The 24,362-nt window shown below is 72.8% G+C and carries 21 protein-coding genes; 14 read left to right on the top strand and 7 right to left on the bottom strand.

Annotated features, from left to right (window positions below; all coding sequences use genetic code 11):
* The first annotated feature begins 27 nt into the window (after positions 1–27).
* Positions 28–354: a DUF5709 domain-containing protein gene (locus ABZ459_RS03610; protein ID WP_357965330.1), complete on the top strand. Its 327-nt coding sequence runs from the start codon at positions 28–30 to the stop codon at positions 352–354.
* A gap of 21 nt (positions 355–375) precedes the next feature.
* On the opposite strand, the gene ABZ459_RS03615 is transcribed toward ABZ459_RS03610, so the two are convergent.
* The 3 genes from ABZ459_RS03615 to ppgK form a co-directional block, all read right to left on the bottom strand.
* Positions 376–1,041, bottom strand: a complete 666-nt coding sequence (locus ABZ459_RS03615) for an HAD family hydrolase (RefSeq protein WP_357965333.1) — start codon at positions 1,039–1,041, stop codon at positions 376–378.
* Between the two features lie 31 nt (positions 1,042–1,072).
* The gene (hrpA, locus tag ABZ459_RS03620) at positions 1,073–4,945 is read right to left on the bottom strand and encodes an ATP-dependent RNA helicase HrpA (protein WP_357965336.1); all 3,873 of its coding nucleotides are present in this window, start codon (positions 4,943–4,945) and stop codon (positions 1,073–1,075) included.
* A 121-nt stretch (positions 4,946–5,066) separates the two neighbouring features.
* A complete protein-coding gene (ppgK, locus tag ABZ459_RS03625) occupies positions 5,067–5,798 on the bottom strand; it encodes a polyphosphate--glucose phosphotransferase (protein ID WP_357965339.1) in 732 nt (243 codons plus the stop codon).
* Between the two features lie 119 nt (positions 5,799–5,917).
* On the opposite strand from ppgK, the gene ABZ459_RS03630 reads away from it, so the two are divergent.
* Positions 5,918–7,045, top strand: a complete 1,128-nt coding sequence (locus ABZ459_RS03630) for a TIGR03118 family protein (protein WP_357965342.1) — start codon at positions 5,918–5,920, stop codon at positions 7,043–7,045.
* A gap of 240 nt (positions 7,046–7,285) precedes the next feature.
* On the top strand, positions 7,286–7,645 hold the full coding sequence (locus ABZ459_RS03635) for a hypothetical protein (protein WP_357965343.1): 360 nt from the start codon (positions 7,286–7,288) through the stop codon (positions 7,643–7,645).
* Positions 7,646–7,700: 55 nt separating this feature from the next.
* Here the strand turns inward: ABZ459_RS03635 and ABZ459_RS03640 are convergent, their stop codons facing one another.
* Positions 7,701–8,294 (bottom strand): HAD-IA family hydrolase, encoded by a 594-nt coding sequence (locus tag ABZ459_RS03640; protein ID WP_357965345.1) that lies wholly within the window; start codon positions 8,292–8,294, stop codon positions 7,701–7,703.
* A gap of 117 nt (positions 8,295–8,411) precedes the next feature.
* On the opposite strand from ABZ459_RS03640, the gene ABZ459_RS03645 reads away from it, so the two are divergent.
* Genes ABZ459_RS03645 through ABZ459_RS03660 form a run of 4 tightly spaced genes read left to right on the top strand, consistent with a single transcriptional unit; the run spans position 8,412 to position 12,868 of the window.
* Entirely contained in the window at positions 8,412–9,230 is an 819-nt protein-coding gene (locus ABZ459_RS03645) for a DUF4253 domain-containing protein (RefSeq protein WP_357965347.1), read from the top strand.
* 53 nt (positions 9,231–9,283) lie between these two features.
* Positions 9,284–10,801, top strand: a complete 1,518-nt coding sequence (locus ABZ459_RS03650) for a hypothetical protein (RefSeq protein ID WP_357965350.1) — start codon at positions 9,284–9,286, stop codon at positions 10,799–10,801.
* Positions 10,798–11,217 (top strand): hypothetical protein, encoded by a 420-nt coding sequence (locus tag ABZ459_RS03655; RefSeq protein ID WP_357965351.1) that lies wholly within the window; start codon positions 10,798–10,800, stop codon positions 11,215–11,217. Before ABZ459_RS03650 ends, ABZ459_RS03655 begins: the two co-directional genes overlap by 4 nt.
* 25 nt (positions 11,218–11,242) lie before the next feature.
* The gene (locus ABZ459_RS03660) at positions 11,243–12,868 is read left to right on the top strand and encodes an MFS transporter (protein WP_357965354.1); all 1,626 of its coding nucleotides are present in this window, start codon (positions 11,243–11,245) and stop codon (positions 12,866–12,868) included.
* Between the two features lie 19 nt (positions 12,869–12,887).
* Here ABZ459_RS03660 and ABZ459_RS03665 read toward each other — a convergent pair whose 3' ends face one another.
* Both ABZ459_RS03665 and ABZ459_RS03670 read right to left on the bottom strand, forming a co-directional pair.
* On the bottom strand, positions 12,888–13,721 hold the full coding sequence (locus ABZ459_RS03665) for an SAM-dependent methyltransferase (RefSeq protein WP_357965357.1): 834 nt from the start codon (positions 13,719–13,721) through the stop codon (positions 12,888–12,890).
* Positions 13,722–13,886: 165 nt separating this feature from the next.
* Positions 13,887–15,143, bottom strand: a complete 1,257-nt coding sequence (locus tag ABZ459_RS03670) for a Scr1 family TA system antitoxin-like transcriptional regulator (protein WP_357965360.1) — start codon at positions 15,141–15,143, stop codon at positions 13,887–13,889.
* Positions 15,144–15,365: 222 nt separating this feature from the next.
* Here ABZ459_RS03670 and ABZ459_RS03675 point away from each other — a divergent pair, with 222 nt between their 5' ends.
* From ABZ459_RS03675 to ABZ459_RS03695, 5 genes are all read left to right on the top strand, one after another.
* Positions 15,366–16,103: a hypothetical protein gene (locus ABZ459_RS03675; protein ID WP_357965362.1), complete on the top strand. Its 738-nt coding sequence runs from the start codon at positions 15,366–15,368 to the stop codon at positions 16,101–16,103.
* Positions 16,104–16,580: 477 nt separating this feature from the next.
* Positions 16,581–16,781, top strand: a complete 201-nt coding sequence (locus ABZ459_RS03680) for a hypothetical protein (protein WP_357965365.1) — start codon at positions 16,581–16,583, stop codon at positions 16,779–16,781.
* A gap of 37 nt (positions 16,782–16,818) precedes the next feature.
* Positions 16,819–17,559 carry a hypothetical protein gene (locus ABZ459_RS03685; RefSeq protein WP_357965368.1) on the top strand — a complete coding sequence of 247 codons (741 nt, stop codon included), beginning with the start codon at positions 16,819–16,821 and terminating at the stop codon, positions 17,557–17,559.
* Entirely contained in the window at positions 17,556–18,740 is a 1,185-nt protein-coding gene (locus ABZ459_RS03690) for an FAD-dependent oxidoreductase (protein ID WP_357965369.1), read from the top strand. The genes ABZ459_RS03685 and ABZ459_RS03690 overlap by 4 nt, the downstream gene beginning before the upstream one ends.
* 27 nt (positions 18,741–18,767) lie before the next feature.
* On the top strand, positions 18,768–20,642 hold the full coding sequence (locus tag ABZ459_RS03695) for a hypothetical protein (RefSeq protein WP_357965372.1): 1,875 nt from the start codon (positions 18,768–18,770) through the stop codon (positions 20,640–20,642).
* A gap of 31 nt (positions 20,643–20,673) precedes the next feature.
* On the opposite strand, the gene ABZ459_RS03700 is transcribed toward ABZ459_RS03695, so the two are convergent.
* Positions 20,674–22,596, bottom strand: coding sequence for a Xaa-Pro dipeptidyl-peptidase (locus ABZ459_RS03700; protein WP_357965374.1), 1,923 nt, complete (start codon positions 22,594–22,596; stop codon positions 20,674–20,676).
* A 76-nt stretch (positions 22,597–22,672) separates the two neighbouring features.
* Here ABZ459_RS03700 and ABZ459_RS03705 point away from each other — a divergent pair, with 76 nt between their 5' ends.
* Positions 22,673–23,662, top strand: coding sequence for an ADP-ribosylglycohydrolase family protein (locus ABZ459_RS03705; protein ID WP_357965377.1), 990 nt, complete (start codon positions 22,673–22,675; stop codon positions 23,660–23,662).
* A gap of 31 nt (positions 23,663–23,693) precedes the next feature.
* Positions 23,694–24,353 (top strand): FadR/GntR family transcriptional regulator, encoded by a 660-nt coding sequence (locus ABZ459_RS03710; protein ID WP_357965380.1) that lies wholly within the window; start codon positions 23,694–23,696, stop codon positions 24,351–24,353.
* Positions 24,354–24,362: the final 9 nt, after the last annotated feature.

The raw sequence follows: 24,362 nt of genomic DNA on the forward strand, positions 1-24,362 counted from the left end.
GTCCGTACGGTGGGTAGAGGGCGCAGTATGAGCGAACTACCTCCGGACCGATTCGGCATGGCCGACGAGCAGGACATCGAGGTCAGGGAGTGGACCGACGACCTCGGCCTGCACCACGAGGTCAAAGAGGACGACCCCCAGCACGAGGCCACGCTCGACGAACGGCTGCGCCAGGAGTTGCCCGACCGCCCGCGCCGCGCCCCGCGCGCGGAGCACCGCCTGACCGAGCCCGACGAGGGCGCCCACCCCGACACCGAGGACGAGGCCATCGGCGTGGACTGGGACGCGGACCGGGAGGACCTGTCGGCCGAGGAGCGCGCGCTGCGCATCGACCCCGACGAGGACCTCACCTGACCCGCGGAGCCCCCGCGGGCCTCAGGTGAGCCGCCGCAGGGCGGGCAGCAGGGCGTGCAGGTCGTCGACGATCATGTCGGCGGCCTTGGCCTGCGGGCGCTCGGCGTGCAGGAAGCCCCAGGGGCCGCGGCGCAGCAACGCCGTGCGCATGCCCGCGCGGCCGGCGGGCAGCACGTCGTTGTCGAGCCGGTCGCCGACGTAGAGGATCTCCCCGGGCTCGCGCCCGGCCACCGAGGCCACCTTGGCGAAGAACCCGGGGGCGGGCTTGGACAGCCCCCAGCCCTCGGAGGTGTGCACCGAGTCCACCGGCAGGTCCATCGCCACCAGGGCGTCGAAGGCCCGGCTCGGCTGGTTGCCGGCGACGATCACCTGGAACCCGGCCGCGCGCAGCGCCGCCAGGGCCTCCCGCACGTCGGGGTAGAGGTCGTCGGCGTCGAAGTGGTTGCGCAGCCCGGCCGGGTCGTCGCGCTCCCAGGCGGCGATCTCCGCCTCCACGTCGAGACCGGGCCGGACCAGCTCGAACGCCTCCCGGTGGGAACGGTCGAGCGCGGCCATGCCGCCGAGCGCGCCCATGAGCACGAACCTGCTCACCCCGAGCCGGTCGGCCCAGCGCGACCAGATGCGCGTCTCGTCGATCAGCGTCTCGCCGACGTCGAGCACGACGGCCTTGACGGCCTTGACCATCATTCCCCCTGTACGTCCGTGTGCCGCCCCGAGCTCAGGGCCGCAGCTTCTCCATCGCCTTGACGATGCGCTTCTCCGACACCGGCGTGGGGGTGCCGAGGGTCTGGGCGAAGAAGCTGACCCGCAGCTCCTCGATCATCCAGCGGATCTCCGTCACGTCGGGGTCGCCCCGGCGGGCCGGGTGGAGGCTCGCCAACAGGTCGTGGTAGTCGTCCTCGATCTTGTGCACGCGGTCCATCCACTCCTCGTCCCGCCAGGGCTCCTCCGGGAGCTTGGTGAGACGGCGCTCGACGGCCCGCAGGTAACGCAGGACGTCGGGCAGGCGGCGGGTGCCGGTGGCGGTGACGAAGCCCTTGAAGACGAGCTTGCCGAGCTGGTCGCGCACGTCGTCGGTCGAGGCGCTCGCGCGCAGGCCGTCGAGGCGGGTGCCCACGGCGTGCCAGACGCTCAGGATCTGCTCGACCTTGGCCAGCACGTCGGCCGCCGTGTCGTGCAGCTCGGCCCGGACGTGCTGGTAGAGGCGGTCGAAGCCGGCCGGGTCCCAGGCCGGGCCGCCGAGGTCGAGCATCAGCTTGTCGACGGCCGCGTTGACGACGTCGTCGAACAGCGCCACGGCGCCGCCGTGGGGGCTGCGCGACAGCGCCAGCTTGGCCTGGTTGGACAGGCCGCCGAGCAGCGACCTGGCCGGGTTGGTGACGTTGAGCAGGAGCAGCCGGCGGGTGCCGGGCCAGTGGGCGCGGCGCTGCTCGGCGGCCGTCTCGAAGATCTTGACCGACACCGACTCGCCCGCGTCGACGAGCGCCGGGTAGCCCTTCATCCGGCCCTGCTCGAACACCTTGGGCAGGGTGCCGAAGCTCCAGGTGCGCAGGCCCGTGCGCTCCAGGTCGTCGCCGGCCTCCGACAGGGTCTTGCGCAGGCGCGGCGCGAGCCGGCGCTTGAGCGCGTCGAGGTCTTTGTCCTCGGCCACCGTGCGCTTGCGCTCGTCGATCACCCGGTAGGTGATGCGCAGGTGGTCGGGCACCTGGTCGAGCTGCCAGGCCTCGCGCGGCACCCGGACGCCGGTGAGCCGCAGCAGCTCGCGCTCCACGGCCTCCAGCAGCGGCTCGCCGCCCTGCCTGACCCCGGTCAGCACCTGCCTGGCGTAGTTGGGGGCGGGCACGAAGTTGCGGCGCAGGTGTTTGGGCAGCGACCGGATCAGCGCGGTGATCAGGTCTTCGCGCAGGCCCGGGATCTGCCAGTCGAAGCCGTCGGAGTTGACCTGGTTGAGCACCTGCAACGGCACGTGGACGGTGACGCCGTCGGCGTTGGCGCCCGGCTCGAACTGGTAGGTCAGCTTCATCCGCTGACCGAGCTGCTTCCAGGTGTCGGGATAGTCGCGGGCGCTGATGTCGGCGCCCTCGTTGACCAGCATCTCCGGCGAGAACGTGAGCAGCTCAGGCTGCTCCCGCCCGGCCTTCTTCCACCAGGAGTCGAAGTGCCTGGCCGAGACGACGTCGGCGGGCACGCGCTGGTCGTAGAAGTCGTACAGGGCCTCGTCGTCGACCATGATGTCGCGGCGGCGGGCCCGGTTCTCCAGCTCCTCGACCTCTTCGAGCAGCCGGCGGTTGTCCTTGAGGAAGCGGTGGTGGGTGTCCCAGTCGCCCTCGACCAGGGCGTGCCGGATGAACAGCTCGCGCGACAGGTCGGGGTCGATGCGGCCGTAGTTGACCTTGCGGCCGACCACGAGCGGGACGCCGTAGAGGGTGACCTTCTCCAGGGCGATCACCGCGCCCTGGTTCTTCTCCCAGTGGGGCTCGGAGTAGGTGCGCTTGACCAGGTGCTGGGCGAGCGGCTCGACCCAGTCGGGCTCGATCTTGGCGTTGACCCGGGCCCACAGCCGCGAGGTCTCGACCAGCTCGGCCGACATCACCCACTGCGGCTGCTTCTTGGCCAGGGCCGAGCCGGGGAAGATCGCGAAGCGGGCGTTGCGCGCGCCGATGTACTCCTGCATCGGCCGCCGCCCGTCGGCGGCGCGCTGTTTGTCCATGACGTCTTTGACGCCGATGTGCGACAGCAGCCCGACCAGCAGCGACACGTGCACCTGGTAGGGGTCGGCGGGCACGCTGCCGGGCTGGGCGCCGAGCGCCTGGCGGACCTGGCTGTAGATGTCCTGCCACTCGCGGACCCGCAGGTAGTTGAGGAACTCGGCCTTGCACAGCCGCCTGAAGGCGCTGGAGGACAGCTCCTTCTGCTTGTCGCGCAGGTAGTTCCACAGGTTGAGGTAGGTCAGGAAGTCGGACTCGGGGTCGGCGAAGCGCCGGTGCTTCTCGTCGGCCTGCTGCTGCTTGTCGGACGGCCGCTCGCGCGGGTCCTGGATGGACAGGGCCGAGGCGATCACCATGACCTCGCGCAAGCAGCCGTTCTTCTCGGCCTCCAGCACCATGCGGCCCAGGCGCGGGTCGACCGGCAGGCTCGCCAGCTTGCGGCCGACGCCGGTGAGCTTGCCCTGGGCGTCGAACGCGCCCAGCTCGTGGAGCAGGTTGACGCCGTCCTTGACCTGCCTGCGGTCGGGCGGCTCGACGAACGGGAACGCCTCGATGTCGCCCAGCCCGATCGAGGTCATCTGCAGGATGACCGAGGCCAGGTTGGTGCGCAGGATCTCCGGGTCGGTGAACTCCGGCCGGGCGAGGAAGTCCTCCTCCTCGTAGAGCCGGATGCAGATGCCGTCGGAGGTGCGGCCCGAGCGGCCCTTGCGCTGGTTGGCGCTGGCCTGCGAGATGGGCTCGATGGGCAGGCGCTGCACCTTGGTGCGGTGGCTGTAGCGGGAGATGCGGGCGAAACCCGGATCGACCACGTATTTGATGCCGGGGACGGTCAGCGAGGTCTCGGCCACGTTGGTGGCCAGCACGATCCGGCGGCCGGTGTGGCGCTGGAAGACGCGGTGCTGCTCGGCGGCGCTCAGCCGGGCGTAGAGCGGCAGGATCTCGGTGTTGCGGAAGTCGGCCTTGGACAGCGCGTCGGCGGCGTCGCGGATCTCCCGCTCGCCGGACAGGAAGACCAGGATGTCGCCGGGGCCCTCGGTGACCAGCTCGCGGCAGGCGTCGACGATGCCGCCGGTCTGGTCGTCGTCCTCCGCCAGCGGGCGGTAGCGGACCTCGACCGGGTAGGTGCGGCCGGAGACCTCGATGATCGGCGCGTCGCCGAAGTGGCGGGAGAAGCGCTCGGGGTCGATGGTGGCGCTGGTGATGACGACCTTGAGGTCGGGGCGCTGCGGCAGGAGCTGTTTGAGGTAGCCGAGGATGAAGTCGATGTTGAGGCTGCGCTCGTGGGCCTCGTCGATGATCAGGGTGTCGTACTGGTCGAGCATGCGGTCGTTCTGCAGCTCGGCCAGCAGGATGCCGTCGGTCATCAGCTTGACCAGGGTGCGGTCGCTCGCCTGGTCGGTGAAGCGCACCTTGTAGCCGACGACCTCGCCGAGCTCGGTGCCGAGCTCCTCGGCGACGCGCTCGGCGACGGTACGGGCGGCGATGCGGCGCGGCTGGGTGTGGCCGATCAGCCCGCGCACGCCGCGCCCGAGCTCAAGGCAGATCTTGGGGATCTGGGTGGTCTTGCCGGAGCCCGTCTCGCCCGCGATGATCACGACCTGGTGGTCGCGGATGGCGGCCAGGATGTCGTCCTTGCGCTGGGCGACCGGCAGGTTCTCCGGGTAGCGGACCTGTGGCACGGCCTCGCGGCGGCGCGCCAGCCGCTGCTCGGCGCGCTCGACGTCGGCGAGGATCTCGGTGACGATCTTGTCCCGGGCGTCGCGGGAGCGGACCCGGCGCATGCCGTCGAGCCTGCGCCGCAGCCGCCGCTGGTCGCGCGGCATGAGCTCGGGCAGGCGGGACTGGAGGTCGGCGAGCGGAGAGGACAACGAAGGCGTTCCCATACTGCTTTCAGGATATTTGAGCCCCGTGGCCCCGGAGCCAACGGCCCATGGTGCCCGACGCGGCCCGCCTCCCGCATCCCAATATCGCGCCGGCACCGCGACCGCTCCCCGCCGTGGCCTCCTACCGCGCCGGGCGGGTGGTGGCGGCGTGGCGGGCGGCGCCGATGATGCCGGCCTCGTTCTGCAGGGCGGCGGGGACCACGGGGGTGTCGATGGTGACGTGCGGCAGGAACTTGTCGGCCTTCTTGCTCACGCCCCCGCCGATCACGATCAGGCCCGGCGAGAACAACATCTCCACGTGCTTGAGGTACTCCTCCACCCGCTCGGCCCACTTCTCCCAGCTCAGGTCGTGCTCCTCGCGGGCCCGCGCCGACGCGCGCTCCTCGGCGTCCTTGCCGCGCAGCTCCAGGTGGCCGAGCTCGGTGTTGCAGACGAGCGTGCCGTCGGCGAACAGGGCGCTGCCGATGCCCGTGCCGAAGGTCAGGATCAGCACCGTCCCCTTCTGGTCGCGGCCCCTGCCGAAGGTCATCTCGGCGATGCCGGCGGCGTCGGCGTCGTTCAGCACCGTCGCGCCGCCGAAGAGCGCGGCGGCGTCGACGCCGATCCACGAGTGGTGGACGTTGGCCGCCGTCTGCACGACCCCGTCGACGACGACGCCGGGGAAGGTGACGCCGACCGGGCCGTCCCAGTCGAAATGCTTGACGATCTCGCCCACCACCTCGGCCACCCCCTCGGGCTTGGCCGGCTGGGGCGTGGCGATGCGCAACCGCTCCTGGACGAGCTCTCCGGCCTCGGTGTCGACCGGGGCGCCCTTGATTCCCGAACCGCCGATGTCGATGCCCAACACGTTCATGACTCTCCTTCTCCCCCGCCCTGGACGGGAAAACTCACCTGCCGATATTTCCGGCCCGGCTGAACCCGCTCCGGGCCCACCGCGTATCTCGCGTCACAAGCGCTCACTAGGAGGCACGGATGCGGCTCCGCATCATCACGCTCTGCGCTGTCGCCGTCGTGGCGGGGACGACCCTCACCGCCCCCGCGCAGGCGACCACCAGGACCCGTTTCGACGTCATCAACCTTGTGTCGGACGTCAAGGGCAAGGCCCCGGTCACCGACCCCAAGGTCGTCAACCCGTGGGGCCTGGCCATGGGCAAGACCTTGTGGGTCTCCAACACCGGCACCGGCACCGCCACCGTCTACTCCGGCACGGGCCGGAAGGAGAAGACGGAGGTGTGGATCCCGGGCGGCTCCCCGACCGGCCAGGTGTTCAACCCGGGTGACGGCTTCACCGTCAAGGGGAGGCCCGCCACGTTCATCTTCTGCAGCCCGAGCGGCGCGATCACCGGCTGGAACGCCGAGGCCGACCCGGCCAACGCCGTGATCGCCGCGTTCACCCGCGGCGCCGACTACAAGGGCCTGGAGCTCGTACGGACCGACGAAGGCGAGTTCCTGCTGGCCGCCGACTTCGCCCACGGGCGCGTGCACGCCTTCGACGAGAACTTCCGGCGCATCCGCCTGGCCGGCTGGCAGTTCCAGGACTCGCGGGTGCCGCGCGGCTACAACGCCTACAACGTGGCCGTGGTCAACGGCAGCGTCTGGGTGGCGTACGCGCTGCGCGACCGTACCACCGGGAAGCCCGTCTTCGGCGCCGGCAAGGGCTTCGTGAGCCGCTTCAACGCCGACGGCCGCCTGACCGGCCGCATCTCCAGGGTCGGGCTCGACGCCCCCTGGGCCATGACCGCCGCGCCGCGCGGCTGGGGCCAGTACGCGGGCGCCCTGCTGGTCGGCAACTTCGGCGACGGCACCGTGCACGCCTACAAGGGCGACCGCCACCTGGGCGCGATCACCACGTCCGGCGGCCGGCCCGTCAAGCTCCCCGGCCTGTGGGACCTGGAACCCGGCACCGCGGCCACCGGCGGCGTGAACACGCTGTGGTTCTCGGCCGGCATCGAGGGCGCCAAGCACGGCCTGATCGGGGTGATCGCGCCCGCCGGCACGAAGCCGACCTCCACGGCCGCCGCCCCCGCGAGCACGCCCGCGCCCACCCGCTCCGCCGCCCCCAGGTCGAAGTCGCCCTACGGCGGCGGTGGCGGCTACTGACCGCAGCCACAACCGGGGCCACTGAGCGTTTCCGGCGCGGCCGGCGCGGGCCGCGCCGGAAACCCGGATTCCCGGAAAACCTGAGAAACACATATGGACACGGAATGCGACGGAGCAGATACTCAACGTGTCAACACCCTCATCCCTGCTCTCACGTCGCCCCCTTCAGCACCGCATGAGCCGGCGTGCCGTGTGCTGCCCGGAAACCGTGCCTGTCAGGGAACAGGACAAGGAGAGACCATGCCAGCCAAGAAGTCTCTGTTCCTTTCCGTCATCGCCCTCGCCACCGCGGCCTGCGTGACGGCCACTGTCGTGGCCCTCCAGGCGTCCAGTCCCGTCTCGGCGGCCACCCGCGCCGCGCTGCCGCCCGGCTACCAGCTCGTCACCCTGCCCAACTCCAACGTCCCCAACTTCCAGCGCCGCACGGTCTACTGCCCGGGCTCCAAGCACGTGCTCGGCGGCGGCGGCGAGGCCCGGGGCAACGGCGCGATCCTGGTGGGGTCGTTCCCCACCGATGACGCCCGCGGCTGGATCGCCCTCGGCCGCCAGATCGGCTACAACGACGTCGGCATCAGCGTGTTCGCCATCTGCGCCGACTGACCCGTCCGCCGGCCCCGCCCGCTCTCCCGCGGGCGGGGCCGGCGCATGTCCGGCCTCAGAGCCGGCCGAGGACGGCCGCCAGGTCGGCGACGGTGCGGTAGTGGACGCCCGTCATGCCGAGCGCCCTGGCGGCCTCCACGTTCGGCAGCCGGTCGTCGACGAACAGGCAGCGCGCGGGGTCGGCCCCGGCGCGTTCGGCGGCGATCTCGTAGATGCGCGGGTCGGGCTTGATCACGCCGACCCTGGCGCTGCTGACCAGGTCGTCGGCGAAGTAGGTGAGCCCCAGCCGGTCGAGGTGCTCCTCCACGGTGTCCATGGCGTTGGTCACGATGACCACCGGCACGTGCTGCTGCGCCTTGGCCAGCAGCTCCCTGACCTCCTCGTCCACCCGGAACGGCACCGCCCCGAACTCGGCCACCGCCTGGCGGGCCCGCTCGTCGCCGCCGAGGGCGACCGCGACCGCGTCCAGCCATTCGCGCTCGGTCATCCGGCCCAGGATGGCCGGCTCGATCACCTCGGGGGCGAAGGCCGTGGCCGTGAGCGGCAGGGCGTACCGGGCCTCGATCTCGGCCTGGACGGTGTGGTCGAAGAGGCGGAGCACGCCATCAAGATCGGTGAGAACCGCATCAAAGGGGAGCACAGCCATCATTGTGCCGTGAAGTACCGCATCCGCTGGTCCGAGAAGGTTTCGCGTGCCACCAAAGCCCCAGGGCGACCGGCGGCACTACCATCTCCGAGACGGGATTCGGTATCGGAACGGTAGGGCATGGACGATCACCAGCTGCCACCTGAGTTGTGCCAGCTGTTCGCCGACGGCGGCAGGGGGCGCAGACTGCCCCCGGGCCTGCCCGCGGGCGACGTGGTCTGGCCCGACCCCGCCTACACCCGGCAGGTCGTGCCGGCCCGGCCGGCGTTCTGGATGAGCGACGAGCACGCCGCCGGCGAGGACTGGTCGTTCATGCGGGTCTGGCATGCGCACAGCGGCCTGTGGCCGGTGCTGCTCGACGAGTCGGCCCAGCCCTGGGCGATCGGGCAGATCGTGCCCGACGACCCGATGCTGATCGGCCACTTCACCGCCGAGGGGTTCATGACCGAGGTGTGGCAGGAGTGGGTGTCGCAGATGCCGCGCGACGCGCTGGCGGAGTTAGAGCCGTACGGGGCGCTCTGCCCGGGGCTGGCGCCGCCGGGGGTGCCCCGCGCCGACCCCGGCGACGTGGCCGACTGGCTGGCCCGCGAGCTGGCGCCCAGAGGCATGCCGCTCGGGCTGGTCGCGGCCGGCCGGGGGGCCGACGCGCTGGCGGTCATGGGCTGGCAGGGGGCACTGCACCACAACGAGTGGATGGTGCCGATGGCGGCCGTGGTGCGCAGCTGGGAGGACCGGTTCGGGGCCCGCGTGGTGAGCGTCGGGTTCAACACGCTCGACCTGAGCGTGGCCGCGCCGCCTGCCGACCCCGAGCACGCCCTCCACGTCGCCGCCGAGCACTGGGCGTTCTGCCCCGACAACGTGGTGCAGGGGCCGGGCGACCTCCAGGGGTACGCCGACCAGATCATCGGGCGACACGCCTGGTCGTTCTGGTGGGACTGAATCCCCGGCTTTTACGCTACTTTTAACCGCGACAGGGAGGGCTCGGTCACAGCATGTCACGGGGAGACCTGACTCCGGAGCTACTGCATTCCTCGTCCTGGACGGACCGGCTGGTGCAGTCGGCCGGCATCCCCGTCCACGACGTGCCGCTGGTGTCGGTGGGCGGCGGGCTCGGCTCGTTCACGCTGGTCGACGTGCTGCGCATCAGAGGGGTGCCGATCCCGGCCATGCGGGTGCTCTCGACCAGTGACACCCCCTGGCAGACGTGGGAGTACCTGACCCGCGTCTCGCAGCTGCCCGCGCACGAGCGCATCCGGTCCGACGCGGGGGCGCGCCCCGACAACATCTGGGGCTTCCCCTCCTACGCGGTGCAGGAGGCCTGGCAGGACGGCTCGCTCAAGCCGATCCTCCAGGTGCTCGCCGAGCCGCTGTTCACCGACTTCTACAGCCCGCGCGCCGGGCTGGTCACGCAGACCGTGCGGCGCGAGGCCGACCGCATCGGCTACTGGCACATGCTGGCCAAGGGCCAGGTGCGCATGGTCAGGAAGCGGCTGGGCGGCGGGTACTTCACCGTCCTGACGCCGCCGCCGGGCACCTCGCCGACCAAGCGGGTGGTGCTGCGCTCCCAGTACGTGCACCTGGCCGTCGGCTACCCGGGGCTGAAGTTCCTCGACGACCTCCAGGAGTTCCGGCAGGCGCAGGGCGAGCGTTACCGGGTGGTCAACGCCTACGAGCCGCACGAGCACGTCTACGACCAGTTGCGCAAGCGCCCGGGAGTGGTGGTCGTGCGCGGCGCCGGGATCGTGGCCTCGCGGGTGCTCCAGCGCCTGATGGACGACCGCGAGCGGTACGGCCTGCACACCCAGATCGTCCACCTGTTCCGCACGTACGTGGCCGGCCCGCACGGCCCGAGCGTGTTCATGCGGCGCAAGGGCGGCGACGGCTGGGCCTACCAGGCGTTCACGATGCCCAAGTCGGCCTTCGGCGGCCAGCTCAAGGCCCGGTTCAGAAAGGCCACGCCCGAGCAGCGCGCCCTGATCTCCAAGTCGCTGGCCGGCACCACCACCCCGAAGCTGGCCCGCTGGCAGGAGCAGATGCGCAGGGGCCGGCAGGGCAACTGGTACCACCCCACGCAGGCCGTCGTCGACCGCATCGAGCGGGCCCCCGACGGCCGCCTGGTCACCCACACCCGCAGCGTGAACGCCGCCGCCATGCAGTACGTCTCCGACTTCATCATCGACTGCACCGGCCTGGAGGCCGACATGCCGGAGCACCGCGTCCTCGACGACCTGCTGCGGCACGGCGGCGCCCGGCCCAACAAGGCCGGCCGGCTGAGCGTCGGCCCGAACTTCGAGGTGCTCGGCGCCGAGAGCGAGGGCGGCGTCCTGTACGCCTCCGGCGCCGCCACGGCCGGCAACCACTTCCTGGCCGTGGACAGCTTCCTCGGCATGCAGACCGCCGCGCTCGACATCGCCGCCGACCTGACCAGGCGCGGGTTCTGCAAGGGGCTGGGGCCGGTGAGGTCCACGGCCCAGTGGCTGCGGTGGGCGGGAAACAGGAGGCTCGCTTGATCCCGACGCTGGCCGGGCGGCTGCAGACCCGGCTGTTCACGCTGGCCACCGTGGGGGCGGCGCTGACCGCGCTGATCACCCTGCTGCTGCCGATGTCCTTCCGTGACGCCTTCCTCGTGCTGCTGGCCGTCGCCGTCGCGGGCGTCGGGTGGGAGCTGCTGTACCACCTGCTCATGCAGTTCCGCTGGGACAAGGACTGGCCGACGTTGTTCGGGCTGGTCACGGCCGTGCCCGAGGGGCTGCTGATGTGGGTGCTGCTGCACGGCGGGCTCGTCCCCGGTGTCGCCGGCCCGGTCAGGGCGTGGGCGTTCGCGGTGATGTTCGCCTTCGTCTGGCTCGGCCAGTGGTTGTTCGTGAACGGGCCGATGCGGGTGTTGTTCGTCGAATGGCGGCTGCGCGGCGGCCGCCTGCTCTGATCACGGATCTGCTCACGGAGGGGCAATGGGGGGCGTCGAGCTGGCTCGACCGCTGTACTTCTGGCTCGGTTTCCTGGCCACGGTGGCCGGGGTCGTGCTGCATCTGCCGATGTACCTGCACGGCGCGGACATGCACTACCGCCTGGCGGGCATGCCGATGGACCTGCCGATGACGATCGGCATGGGGCTGATCGTGGCGGGGCTGGCGGTCACCGCGTACGGGCTGATCCCGCCCGGCGCGCTGACGGCCAGGCCGGCCGCCGAGGTCCGGGTCCGCGCGCTGGACGACGCGCGCATGCGGCCGGCGCACATCGGGCTGATCGTGGTCATGTCGGTCGCGGTGATCATCGACGCCATGAAGCCGATCACGCTCGGTTTCGTCGCCCCCGGCATGGCCAAGGAGTACGGGCTGAAGTCCGCGCTCAACCCGGCCGGCGAGCTGCCCGTGGCGCTGCTGCCGCTGGCCGGGCTCACCGGGACGGTGCTCGGCTCGCTGCTGTGGGGCTGGATGGGCGACAAGATCGGGCGCAAGCCGTCGATCCTGTTCGCCGGGGTGCTGTTCATCGGCACCGCGATCTGCGGCGTCATGCCGGACTTCGAGTGGAACCTGGCCATGTGCGTGGCCATGGGGCTGGGCGCGGGCGGCATGTTGCCGATCACGTTCTCGCTGCTGGCCGAGACGATCCCGCCGCGGCACAAGGGCTGGGTGATGGTGCTCATCGGCGGCAACCTGGCGGTCGCCTACCTGGCGGCCAGCTGGTTGTCGGCGTCGCTGGCGCCGACGTTCTCCTGGCGGGTGCTGTGGCTGGTGGGGCTGCCGACCGGCGTGTTCCTCATCCTGCTCAACCGCTTCATCCCCGAGTCGCCGCGTTTCCTGCTCGCGCACGGCCGCGACGCCGAGGCCCGCGCGGTCCTGGCCAGGTACGGCGCGGCCGCCACCACCCAGGAGGCCACCACCGCCGAGGAGGCCACCGCCGGGGTCGAGCGCGTGGAGGACGAGCACGCGGGCGGCTACTCGCGGCTGTTCCGGCGTCCGTTCACCGGGCTGACGGTGGCCGTCGTGGTGCTCGGGCTGAGCATCGGCCTGGTCACCTACGGCTTCCAGCTGTGGATCCCGTCCAATCTGCAGAAGCTGGGCCTCGACCAGCAGACGGCCGACCGGGCGCTGCGCGACTCGACGCTGCTGGGGCTGCCGCTGATCTTCATCTCGGCCGCCATGTACGGCCTGTGGAGCGCGAAGAAGACGATCGTCACGCTGTCGGCGCTGGTCGGCGTGGCCCTGGCGGTGCTGGCCTTCTCCGGCGAGACGCTGGCGCACGACCGTACCTGGCTGTACCTGCTGCTGGCCGGGCCGATCGTGGGGACGGCGACGATCGCCGCGGTGCTGGCCGCCTACAGCTCGGAGATCTACCCGACGCGGGTGCGCTCGCGCGGCTCGGGGCTGTCGGCCGGGATGGGCAAGGCCGGCGGCGTGGCCGTGACCGCCGTGCTGGTGGCCGGGGCGGCGGCGCCGTCGATCGGCACGACCGCGCTGCTCGGGGCGGTCCCGCTCATCCTGGCGGTGGTGGCGGTGCTGGTGTTCGGGGTCGAGCCGGCCAAGGGCGCGGCCGGTGAGCCGGCCACGCCCGCCGCCGCCTCGACAGGGGCTTGACGCGCGGGGCGCCGGGCGTTCAGGGGACGCGCGCCACGGCGCCGTACGTGCCCGACGAGCTCGGCCGGCCGGAGCAGGCGGCGCCGTGGCCGTCGGGCCGCCACTCCGGGACCCACACCAGCCCGGGATCGACCAGCACCAGACCGTCGAGCAGCGCCGCCACCTCCTGCCTGCCGCGGATCGCGTGGCCGGGCAGCGTCATCGCCAGCAGGTCCCGGACCGCCGGCAGCAGCTCGCCCGGCACGCCGTCGAAAGTGGTCTGCAGCAGCGACAGGTAGCTGCCGTCGGACGCCGCCCGCCGGACCCGCTCGATCACATGGTGCACGTACTCGTCGTCGGCCAGGCTGTGGGTGGACACCAGCAGCACGGCCACGGGCCGGTCCCAGTCGAGGAAGGCGCGCACCACCCGGTCGTCGAGGATCGCGTCGACCTCGCGCACGTCGCCCTCGACCACGCGGACCAGATCGGTGCCCGGCTCGATGGTGGCCCGCGCGCCGGCCAGCACCATCGGGTCGTTCTCCACGTAGACCACCCGGGCGGGCACACCGCCGGGGCCGCCCGAGGCCACGTCGTGCAACCGCCCGCCCGCGGGCAGGCCGCTGGGCACGCCACTGCCCACGATGACGAACTGGTCCACGCCTTCGGCCGCCAGATGACGGACCACGCGCACCAGGAACTGCAGCACGGCCCGCGCGGCGGTGGTCGTCACGGACGCGGCCTGGTCATATCGGCGTACCAGATCGCGGTCGGCCGAGAAGTTGTTCTTCCCGCCCGCGGCCGCGTCGAGCACCCGGGTTGTCATGGCTCGGGCCATCTCCAGCTTCGCCAAGTTTCGGATGGCACGCTGACGCATTGAGTGTTGCCCCTTTCCCCTCGCCCACTATCTCGGGAAAAGCCGGTCCTTTCGGACCCCACTCGATGACCCAGACCATATGATCCTCGCTACGCGCCGGAAGACAACAGGAAAAGCATTAATTCTGCGGAAATATGCCTTACCTGAATGGCCGCCGGCCGGAGATCATTTTCCTGTCGAGCGCGAGAGGCGTTCGCGGTGGAGCTCCAGCACCTCGTACGTCTCCTCGCGGGTGGTGGTCGTCACCGACAACTTCGTGAACGCCTGGTGGTAGGTCTCGACCGCGGCGACGTCGGTGATCAGCTCGTCGGCCTCGACGCCGTGGGCGCAGGCGACGTCGGGCTCGAACGCCTCGGCGAAGCGCCACAGCGTGAACGGGCCGGTGCGGGGCACGTACGCGGGGTCGTCGATCGGCACGACGTGCAGCGAGACGTTGGGCCGCTTGGCGTGGTCGAGCAGCAGGTCGAGCTGGCGGAGCTGGGCGTGCGGGCCGACGATCGAGCGCAGCAGCACGGCCTCGTCGATCACCGCCCACAACACCGTGTCACCGGCCGCGGCCAGCGCCTCCTGGCGGGCCATGACCAGCGCCAGGGCCTCCTCCACCGACGACTGGCCGAGCGTGGCCGGCCCGGCCACGGTGATCGCGGCCCGCGCGTAGTCCTCGGTCTGCAACATCGGCGGGACGAACTGGGGGTGGTACGTGCGGATCACCGTCGCCCGCTGCTCCAGCGCGTACGCCGTGGCCAGCCAGACGGGCACCGACTGGGCGTCGTACCAGGCGGCCTCGCGCTCGCCCCTGGCCAGCGAGAGCACGTACTCGCGGACGGGCGGGGCGGTGACGCCGTAGAGGCCGAGCAGGCGCTCGACCGTGATCGGCGTGGGCGCGAGGCGGCCCTCCTCGATCGCCGGGATCGCGGCGGCGCCCTTGCCGAGCGCGCCCTCGACCTGCTCGACCGAGAGCCGCACGCCCATGCGCAGGCCGTGCAGTCGTTTGCCGAGCGCGCGGCGCTGGGAGTCGTTGAGCGGCGTGGCGGCGTCGGGGATCTCGGCGACCGGCTCCGGCTCGCCCGGCAGCCCCTCGGCCCGGCGTGCCAGCTCGACCACGCCGCGCAGGACGGCCAGCGACCCCTCCGACAACCCGGAGGCGGACAGGCCGATCGCGGCCGCCCGCAGTTGCAGGTCTTCCACCGCGCCGGACTCGTAGTGCTCGTCGCCCACCAGCCAGCCCACGCTCACCTGGAGGCAGGCGGCCAGCGCCCGGAGCACCTGGAGCGTGGGGTTGGTCTGCTTGCCGGTGCGCAGCTGGCTGACGTAGGCGCGCGTGATGGGTATGCCCGCCTCGGTGAGGGCGGAGGCGACCTGGGCGCCCGTGAAGCCGCGCTTGGTCAGCGCGAGATCGAGCCGTTCGGCGAAGTTCGCCACGGCGCACCTCCTACCGCCCGTGAACTTTTTCCAGCCTAAGGTACGAGACCCCCACTGTCCCCTGCCACGCGGGCCAGCTCTGCCCGGCGGGTAGGTATCAACTTATTCGCAAAGTGTGAGTTGACATAGCCCCTCTTTCCAGCACAGTATCGGAGCGCGTGGTAACTGTGGCTTAACAGCCCGGACGATTCGCGAGAGTCTCCGGCAAGGAGGTGGCCGGACGTGACCATGGACTCCCTCGACGGCTCGCGCTTCCTGGAGGATCCGGTCTCCCGGGGGCAGCAGCAGGTGGTCCGGCGCATCTGCGCGCGGGTCGCCGGCCCGCTGACGAGCCGCGACGTCCAGGTCGCCGAGCTGCCTCTGGGCGGGGTCGAGATCTGGCTGGACAGCCCGCGTCACCGCTGGCGCCTGCACCACCGCATGGCCCGCGAGCTGCGGCTGGCCGGCTGGCACACCGAGCCAGGACCCGACCGGCTGCTGCTGCTCGGCTGGAGCGCGGCCTGCCTGGGCCACCGCGCCAGGATGCTGGGCGCGGCCCTGTCCGGCCGGCTGGCCCACTTCGACCGCACGTCGTTCGCGGCCGTCATGATCGCCACCCGGCTGCGGCACGAAGGGGTGCCCGCCGCCGAGCTGCCCGCCGCGGTGGTCGAGCGCTGCCGCGACGCGCTGCGCTGGCCCACCCGGCTGGCCGACCTCGACGGGCTCGAACGCAGGTCGTCACTGGAACCGATCAGGCTCAGGCTGGCCCAGGTGGCCGGGCTGGAGTCGAAGGTGAGCCGGCGCTGCGCCGAACACCTCGCGCTGGCCGCCAGGGTCGCGCGCACGGTGGCCGGCACGGCGCCGCCCGTCCGCTCGCGTGCCTCCGGGCCGCGCGCGGGGCTGACCGAGCGCATGGTCTGCGTCAGCGTGCCCAACATGGCCTGCACGCCGGCCGCGCTCGACCCGGAGACGGCGCGATGACGCCGCTCCCCCTCCCCCGCCGGGCCTCGCCGCCCACCGGCCCGCCCGCACCGCCCGCGCCGCGCGCGGCGGTGCCGGCGGCCCTCATACGGCCGGCTCCGGCGCTACCCCATCCCTCCGGCACCGTGCGTCACGTGCCCGACAAAGTCGGCACGGTGCTGTCGGCCGGCGCGGTAGCGGCTGGCGTGCCGGCCAAACCAAGGGGTAGTGCCTGGGGCCGGCTTTCCTCGTGGCCGTGCGCCCGTGATCGGGCGGCGGCCTCCCCGACCGGGGAGGCGGGCCCGCCCGGCTCCCCGGCCGGCGCCACCGGCACGGCGGCCACGCCGGGCGGGACGATCGGCGTGACGGGCGCCACGGCTCTGATCGACCGCCCCCTCAGGGGGCCGGCGCCCGCGCGGGCCCCCGTGCCGGTGGCCATGACGTCAGCGGGCTGCGCCCGGCCCGCGTCACCCAGATCCGCGACCGACAGGAGTGATCATGCTCACCGACGAGGTGTCCAGGCGGCAGCCGCACGAGGTGCACGCCCGGGGCGCGCGGCCCCTGCCCGCGGAGCCGAGGGGCGAGGGCCGGGACGAGCCGTCGCGGGCCGAGGCCCCGGCGCGCACCGTCCACCGGCTGCGCCGGATCCGGCAGGTGTCCGTGCAGGCGATCGGCGAGATCGACCAGGCGCTGGCCTGACCGTCATGCGGACGGTCCCCGACCCGGAAGGTGTGAGATGAGCCGCGGCAGGGTGGGCGTGATCGTCGCCCCCGCCAATCCCTCGGCGGAGCCCGAGCTGACCCGCCTGCTCGGCTCGCGCGCCGACATGCACGTCACGCGTTTCCCCGTGCACCGGGGCGTGTCGCTCGCCGAACGGCTGGAGAGCTACAACGAGGCCCTGCCCGGCATGGTCTGCGCGTTCGACGGCCTGCCGCTCGACGCCCTGGTCATGGCCTGCAGCGAGTCCCGCTACCTGCTGGGCCCCGACGACGACGCCGACCAGTGCGCGCGGCTGTCGGCCTCGACCGGCGTGCCGTTCGCCTCCTCCACGCAGGCCACCAGGGAGGCGGTGGAACACGTCGGCGTGAGCGACATCGTGCTGGTCTCGCCGTACCAGCCGTGGCTGACCGAGCTGGCCGAGCGCTTCTGGAAGACGGCGGGGCTCAACGTCACGCAGGTCGTGCAGGTGCGGGCCGCCAAGGGCGGCTACTCCTCCTACGCGGTCACCCCGGCCGAGCTGATCACGCAGGTCGAGCGGGCCGAGGTGCCCGGCGACGCGGTGCTGCTGTTCACCGGCACCGGCATGGCCACGCTGCCCGTGCTCGGGCCGCTCAGCGCCGGCAACGACCGCACGCTGCTCACGTCCAACCTCTGCGCCGCCTGGTGGGCCCTGTCGCGGGCCATCGGCGAGCACGTCACGCTCAGCCGCGTGCCCTACCGCCGCCACATGGCGGAGCAGGGGAGGCGCCCCGCATGAACGGCGTCATCGTCGTCGGGGCCGGCCCGGCGGGGCTGACCGCGGCGCTCTCGCTGGCCAGGGCCGGGGTCCCGGTCACCGTGCTGGAGCGGGAGAACGAGCTCGCCGTGCAGGCGCGGGCCTGCACCTTCCATCCGGCCACGCTCGACCTGCTCGACGAGCTGGGCGTGGCCTCGCAACTCGTCGCCAAGGGCCGCGTGGTCGACCGGGTGCAGTGGCGCGACCGGTCGGGGATCGTGCTGGCCGAGATGGGCATGAACCGGCTCAACGGCCTGACCAAGCACCCGTTCAGGATCCACGCCGACCAGGCCGCGCTCACCCCGCTGCTGCTCGCGGCCCTGAACGCCTATCCCGACGTCGACGTGCGCTTCGGCACCCGCGTCGACGGGGTCTCCGAGGGCGGCACCGGCATCCGGGTCCGCGTCGGCCACACCTGGACGCGGGCCCGGTACATGATCGCCGCCGACGGCGGCCACAGCACGGTGCGCGGTTCGCTGGGGCTGCCCTTTCCCCGGTCGGCCTACCCGACGCAGGCGCTGCGGGTGTTCACCGACTCGCCGCTCGACCGGCTGCTGCCGAGCCTGGCGCCGCTCACCTACGTCCGCGACGTGCAGCAGTCGTGCACGCTGCTCGCGCTGCCCGACCACTGGCGGATCATCTTCAGGATCCCCTGCGACGCCACCGAGCCGCTGTCCTCGCCCAACGTCTCGATGCTGGTCCGCCGCGCCCTGCCGGGGGCGAGCGGGCCCATCCACGTGACCGGGGCCGACCGGTTCGGGCTGTCCAGGGGCGTGCTGACCTCCTACCGCTGCGGGCGGGTGCTGTTCGTCGGCGACGCCGCCCACCTGACCTCCACGGTCGGCGGCCTCAACATGAACGCCGGCATCCACGACGCCGTCGAGGTCGGCCAGGTGATCGCGGCCGTGCTCGGCGGTTTCGCGCCGCCCACCGCGCTGGAGGCGTGGGCGTGGCGGCGGCGGGCCGTGCTGCTGCAGCGGGTGATCCCGCGCGGCGAGACGCGGCCGGCCGGCGTGCGCGAGCGCGACAGCGCCCGGCTGGCCGCGGCGATGGCCGGGCTGCGCGCCATCGCCGGCGACCCGGAGGCCACGCGGGCCTATCTCGCGCAGGCCTCGCTGCTCGACACCGTTCCCGGCTCCGCCGGTGGGGCCCGGCCCGTCTGAGACACCGCTGAGGAGGTGCGACACCGCATGTGGCGAACGCTCTCGGACGAAGCGCGCCAGGCCATCCGCGAGCTGTGCGACACGCACGGCTCCCGCCTCTACGACTACTGCCGCACCGAGCTGGCCGCGGGCGACGCCGAGCAGGCGGTCGCCGGCGCGCTGGTGTCCGCCCACCTCTACGCGGACCGGCTGCCCGACCCCGCCCTGCACACGCCCTGGCTCTACGCCCTGGCCCGCGCCCACCGCGCGATCGTGGCCAAGCCGGCCAGCATCGGCTCCTGGTCGCGTCCGGGGCGGATGTCGGAGCTGCTGCCCGAGGCGCTGCTCTCCCTCGACCGCCCGCTGCGCGAGCTGCTCGACCTGTCCCTGCGCCACGGCCTGTCCGACGCCGAGCTGGCCACCGTCTTCGGCCTGAACCGGGACGAGGTCAGCGGCGTGGTGACGCGGGCGGCCGACGGGCTGGAGGGCTGGTTCGCCGCGATCATCGCCGCGCGCGGCCGTACTGGATGTCCTGATCTGACCACGCGGGTGGCGGCCTGGGTCACCTCGCCGGGCCGCCGGGCCCGCGCCCGGATCAGCCGTCACATCCAGGGCTGCGCCGCCTGCCGGGCCGCGCCCCGCACCATGTCGGCCGCCACGCTGCTGCGCCGGCTGCCGATCGCGGAGCTGCCCGGCACACTGCCCAACCGGCTCGCCTCGGCGCAGCCGCTGCCCGGAGAGGGACCCCTCTGGCGGGCGGACGGCTTCCCCGTGCTGGCACGCACCCTGGTGGAGCCCCTCGCGGCCCCGCCGGGCGTGGAGGCAACGCCGATGCCCCCGGTCGCCGACCCCACGACGGCGACACCGGGAAACCCCTGGTCGGCGGCGGGCGCGGCCGCCGCCGACCAGGAGCCCCCGGGGCGGGCGGCACGCGGGCGGCACCCGTTCACGCCGACGAGCCGCGTCCGGCCCTTCCGCGGCGGCTCGACGGGCGACAAGCTCGTCTACGGCAGCCGCGCCGAAGGCGGCCTCAGCGGCACCGTGGTCAACGGCCCGGTCAACGGCCCGGTCGGCGGCCCGGTCGGCGGCCCGGTCGGCGGCCCGGTGAACAGCCCGTTGAGCGCGCCGATCGGCGGCGGTGAGGCCGGTGGCGACGGCGCCGCCGCCCCGCCCGGCGCGATGATCATCCGGTACGGCGGCATCGGCTGGAACGGCGAGCCGGGCGGCCTCGACCGGTTCGACGGCGAGGCGCCGTGGCAGGAGTTCTGGCGGGAGCAGCCGGAGGAGCCCGATCGGGAGGCCGAGCAGGAGCTCGAGGCCCCGATCCGCACGGTGGCCAGGCTGGGCCTGCTGCTGGGCGTCGGGCTGCTGGTGGTGGGCCTGGTGTGGGCCGTGCTCAACGCCCGCGCGCATCCCGCGGTGGTCACCAGGGCCGCGGCGCAGCAGGGCGTCCCGGCCGAGACGCCCACTCGCTGGACGGCCGCGATCGGCCCGGCCGCCGGGTCCGGCCTGTCGTCCCTGGGCCGGAAGGCCGACCTGCCGAGACCGGCGGCGCCCACGGCCCGGGTGTCGCCCCGGTCATCGTGGCTGGGGTCCGGGCGGGCCGGGGCGTTCTCGCTGGCGTGCACCGGGACGTGCCGGGTCGTCTCGGCCACCGGCACGCGCGGCATCGTCGTCGACGGCACGACGTTCCGCGTCCTGGACCCGCGTTCGCGGCCCGGCTGCCCGGGAGAGCCCGACGTGCGGCGCGGCCGGATCACCATCGTCTGGACGGGCCGCGCCACCGGCGACGGCCTGCGCACCGGCGGCACGGCGACCGCCGGCGGCACGCTCACCCTGAAGGTGGGCTGGACGGTGGCCAGGGACAAGGGCGAGCGGCGGCTCGACGCCGCACGCGGCGTCCACTGGAGCAACTGCCGATGAGGCCCCGGACCGGCCGGGGCCCCACGCGCGGCTAGAAGAACCGGAACCCGGGCTCGGGCTCGGGCAGGTCGAGCTGTCGCGGCCCCCTGAACGTCGCGCTGTCCTTGGGCACGTCGGCCAGCGGCGTCCCGAGCACGAGCGGCACGGCCACGCTGCTCCTGGTCAGATCGACGGTGACGGTCGCGCCGGTGCCCTCCTCACTGGTGTAGGTGGTGTCGGTCCCGGCCAGCACCAGGCCGATCCGGTGCCCCTTCCTGAAGGTGTAGTCCTGCGGCAGCGTCAGCCACCTGACCGTCCCGTACGTGCCGACGGGCAGCGGCTGGGCCTGGCTGAGCGAGTCGCGGTTCTGGACGTCGATCCAGCCGCGGGCGACGATCTCCAGCGGCCGGGTGGCCACGTTCGTGGTGACCTTCTTGTAGCAGGCGTCGTCGGCCGCGGTGCTCTCGCCGTGGCAGTCCTCCTCGGTGAGCGTGGTGACGCCCTGGCCGCGCCGCCAGTCGACGCGGGTGTCCTCGCCGAAGTCGACGAGCAGGGCGGTCAGGTTGGCGGTGGGCTTGTCGAGCTTGACCCGCAGGTCGGCGGTGGGGGTGCCGGACAGGCGCAGGTCGAGCGGGAGCGCGCCGGTGGTGAAGGCGGCGCGGCCCGGCTTGGCCGTGCCGACGTCGGCCACCATCTCGGTCTCGCTCAGCGCGAGGTCGGTGAAGGTGGCGGTGCTGTCGCCGCGGGCCTTGAGCAGGCCGAGCGAGCCGTCGGCGGCGGGCCGCAGCACGGCCTTGAGCGCGTACGGGGCCGGCCAGTCACGCTGGGTGGTCCACTGCGCCGGGCCGAGCTGCACGTCGGCGCGGGGCTCGTTCGTGATCCCGTTGCGGACGCCGTGCAGCCAGTAGTCGAACCAGCGGTGCAGGGTGTCCACCCACAGGTCCCTGCGGCCCTCGAAGTCGAACGGGTCCACGTGCTGGTACTGGCCGACCCAGATCTTGCGCGGCACGTTCCGCTGGGCCAGGGCCTGCCACCAGGCGGAGAAGTTGTCCGGCCGGACGTTGAGGTCGTTGACCGTGTGCACGACGAAGACGCTGGCCTTGACCTTCGAGGCGTCGCCGAGCAGGCCCTTGAGGTAGTCGCGTTCGTTCCAGAAGGCGTTGTAGTCGCCGGTGTCGTCGCCGTCCTCGGCGTCCATGCGGTCGCGGACGGCCTGGCACTTGGCCTCGGGGTCGGTGTCGACGTAGTTGGTCAGCCAGGAGGCGTAGTCGTAGTTGTAGACCACGCCGTTCGAGCGCTGGTACTTGTACCAGGAGCTGATGGCCGAGATGGGGACGATCGTCTTCAGGCCCTCGACGCCGGTGGCGGCCACGGCGTTGGCCAGCGTGCCGTCGTAGGACTTGCCGATCATGGCGGCGTTGCCGGTGGTCCAGTCGGCCACGGCGGGGGTGCCGTCGGCCCTGACCGCCTTGGCGCGGCCGTTCAGCCAGTCGATGACCGCCTTGCCGCCCAGCACGTCGGCCTTGCCGCCCATGTCGGGGCAGCCGTCGGACCTGGTGGTGCCGAGCATGTCCACGTTGAGCACGGCGTAGCCACGGGGGACGAAGTAGTTGTCGTAGAACAGGGGGAATTTCGTGACATTTCCGGAGGCGTCGTACGCCTTGCGCTCCCCCTCGTTCCCGCGCCCGGAGTTGTCGTAGTACGGACTCTCGTCGATGATCACGGGCACCTTCAGGCCCGGACCGGACTCCTTGGGGCGGATGATGTCCACCCTGACCCTGTCGAGCGCGCCGTCGAGGTCGCTGTCCACGGTGGACTCGACGTACACGTGCTCGCGGACGGCGTCGGCGTAGGAGAAGACCGGCTGCGTCCGGCCGTTCTGGAAGGTGATCGCGGGTCCGGCAGCGGCTTGTGCCGGGGTCGCGATCGCCAAGGTGAGGGCGACCGCGAAGAGGGCCGGGCGTAATTGTGGCACGCGTGACCTCCGTGACAAGTGTCGTAATTTCCCCCGCAATCTCTCACCCGCCCAGAAAGCTGACAAGATCCCACCCATGGAGGTACAGGATCGGATCCGGGGCTGCCTGCTCGGCGGCGCGATCGGCGACGCCCTGGGGGCGCCCATCGAGTTCGAGTCGTTGCGGGAGATCCGCCGGCAGCACGGCCAGGACGGCATCACCGACTACGTCACCACCTGGCGGGGCAGGAGCGGGCTCGTCACCGACGACACCCAGATGACCCTCTTCACCGTCGAGGCGCTGACCCGCGACCGCACGGTCGGCGAGGTGCGGCAGGCGTACCTGCGCTGGCTCGACACCCAGGAGCACCAGGCTCCGCCGCCCGCCGACCGTCCGCACCGGACCGGCACGCTGCGCGAGGAGGGCTGGCTGTACTCCCGGCGGGCGCCGGGCAACGCCTGCCTGTCCGGGCTGCGGCAACCCTTCCCCGGCCCGTCGCCGTCGGGCGCGCCCGGCCCGGTGAACCCCGGTTCCAAGGGCTGCGGCACCGTCATGCGGTCGGCGCCGTTCGGCCTCGTCGCGCCGTACGACGCGGGCGCCGCGTTCGAGCTGGCGGCGGTCTGCGCGCAGATCACCCACGGCCATCCGACCGGCTACCTGGCCGCGGGCGCGTTCGCCGCGATCGTCGCCCGCGTGATGGCCGGCGAGCCGCTGGAGGCCGCCGTCCGCCACGCCCTCGATCTGCTCGCCGCTCATCCCGGGCACGAGGAGACGTCCGGCGCCCTGCGCGCGGCGCTCGACCTGGCATCGTCCGGCCCGCACTCCCCCGAGCGGGTCGAGACGCTGGGCGGCGCGTGGGTGGCCGAGGAGGCGCTGGCCATCGGCGTCTACTGCGCCCTGGCCGAGCCCTCGCCCGAGCGGGCGCTGCTGCTGTCGGTCAACCACTCGGGCGACAGCGACTCGACCGGCTCGGTCTGCGGCAACCTGGTGGGCGCGCTGCGCGGCGCGGACGCGCTGCCGCCCGCCTGGGTGGGACCGCTGGAGGGCCGCGAGACGATCGAGCGCCTGGCCGCCGCGCTCCTCTAGGCTGGAGGCTCACCGGGACGGAAGAGATCGCATGCGAAACGTCGCGCGGACCTCCCTCGTTGACTCCGCCATCGAGGAGCTCCGCAGGGAGATCACCAGTGGGGTGTGGCCGGTCGGGACGAAGATCCCGTCCGAGAGCCGGCTCGCCGAGAGCCTCGGCATGAGCCGGTTGTCGGTGCGCGAGGCGGTGCGGGTGCTGGCCCACGCCGGGCTGCTGCAGACCAGGCAGGGCGACGGCACGTACGTGACCGCCACCGACGAGTCGCAGGTGGCGCTGCGCCGGCGGCTCGACCGGGCGGCCGCGATGGACATCATCGACGTGCGCCGCGGGCTCGACCTGGTCGCCGCCCGGCTGGCGGCGGTCAAGCGCACCGGCGACGACGTGGCCGCGATGCGCGAGGCGCTGGCCCGCCGCGGGGCGGCCGCGAGCGCGGGCGACCTCGACGGGTTCGCCGACGCCGACGCCGACTTCCACCTGCTGGTGGCCGACGCCGCGCACAACCCGCTGCTGGCCGACCTCTACCGCAGCATGCGCGACGCGCTGCGCGACAGCGTCAGGGACAAGGAGCAGGCCGCGCTGGCGCCCGACCCGTCGCACGACGACCTGCTGGCGGCGATCGAGGCGGGCGACGCGGCCAGGGCGGTCGAGGTCTCGGTCGCCATCCTCGACGCCCAGGAACGCGACCTGTGACCCGCGCGC

The sequence above is a fragment of the Nonomuraea sp. NPDC005692 genome (assembly GCF_040631115.1).
Lineage (GTDB): Bacteria > Actinomycetota > Actinomycetes > Streptosporangiales > Streptosporangiaceae > Nonomuraea.

Coding starts and splice junctions, on each gene's coding strand:
- ABZ459_RS03610 (WP_357965330.1), top strand. CDS start 28: ATGAGCGAACTACCTCCGGACCGATTCGGCATGGCCGACGAGCAGGAC.
- ABZ459_RS03615 (WP_357965333.1), bottom strand. CDS start 1,041: ATGATGGTCAAGGCCGTCAAGGCCGTCGTGCTCGACGTCGGCGAGACG.
- hrpA (WP_357965336.1), bottom strand. CDS start 4,945: ATGGGAACGCCTTCGTTGTCCTCTCCGCTCGCCGACCTCCAGTCCCGC.
- ppgK (WP_357965339.1), bottom strand. CDS start 5,798: ATGAACGTGTTGGGCATCGACATCGGCGGTTCGGGAATCAAGGGCGCC.
- ABZ459_RS03630 (WP_357965342.1), top strand. CDS start 5,918: ATGCGGCTCCGCATCATCACGCTCTGCGCTGTCGCCGTCGTGGCGGGG.
- ABZ459_RS03635 (WP_357965343.1), top strand. CDS start 7,286: ATGCCAGCCAAGAAGTCTCTGTTCCTTTCCGTCATCGCCCTCGCCACC.
- ABZ459_RS03640 (WP_357965345.1), bottom strand. CDS start 8,294: ATGATGGCTGTGCTCCCCTTTGATGCGGTTCTCACCGATCTTGATGGC.
- ABZ459_RS03645 (WP_357965347.1), top strand. CDS start 8,412: ATGGACGATCACCAGCTGCCACCTGAGTTGTGCCAGCTGTTCGCCGAC.
- ABZ459_RS03650 (WP_357965350.1), top strand. CDS start 9,284: ATGTCACGGGGAGACCTGACTCCGGAGCTACTGCATTCCTCGTCCTGG.
- ABZ459_RS03660 (WP_357965354.1), top strand. CDS start 11,243: ATGGGGGGCGTCGAGCTGGCTCGACCGCTGTACTTCTGGCTCGGTTTC.
- ABZ459_RS03665 (WP_357965357.1), bottom strand. CDS start 13,721: ATGCGTCAGCGTGCCATCCGAAACTTGGCGAAGCTGGAGATGGCCCGA.
- ABZ459_RS03680 (WP_357965365.1), top strand. CDS start 16,581: ATGCTCACCGACGAGGTGTCCAGGCGGCAGCCGCACGAGGTGCACGCC.
- ABZ459_RS03685 (WP_357965368.1), top strand. CDS start 16,819: ATGAGCCGCGGCAGGGTGGGCGTGATCGTCGCCCCCGCCAATCCCTCG.
- ABZ459_RS03690 (WP_357965369.1), top strand. CDS start 17,556: ATGAACGGCGTCATCGTCGTCGGGGCCGGCCCGGCGGGGCTGACCGCG.
- ABZ459_RS03695 (WP_357965372.1), top strand. CDS start 18,768: ATGTGGCGAACGCTCTCGGACGAAGCGCGCCAGGCCATCCGCGAGCTG.
- ABZ459_RS03705 (WP_357965377.1), top strand. CDS start 22,673: ATGGAGGTACAGGATCGGATCCGGGGCTGCCTGCTCGGCGGCGCGATC.
- ABZ459_RS03710 (WP_357965380.1), top strand. CDS start 23,694: ATGCGAAACGTCGCGCGGACCTCCCTCGTTGACTCCGCCATCGAGGAG.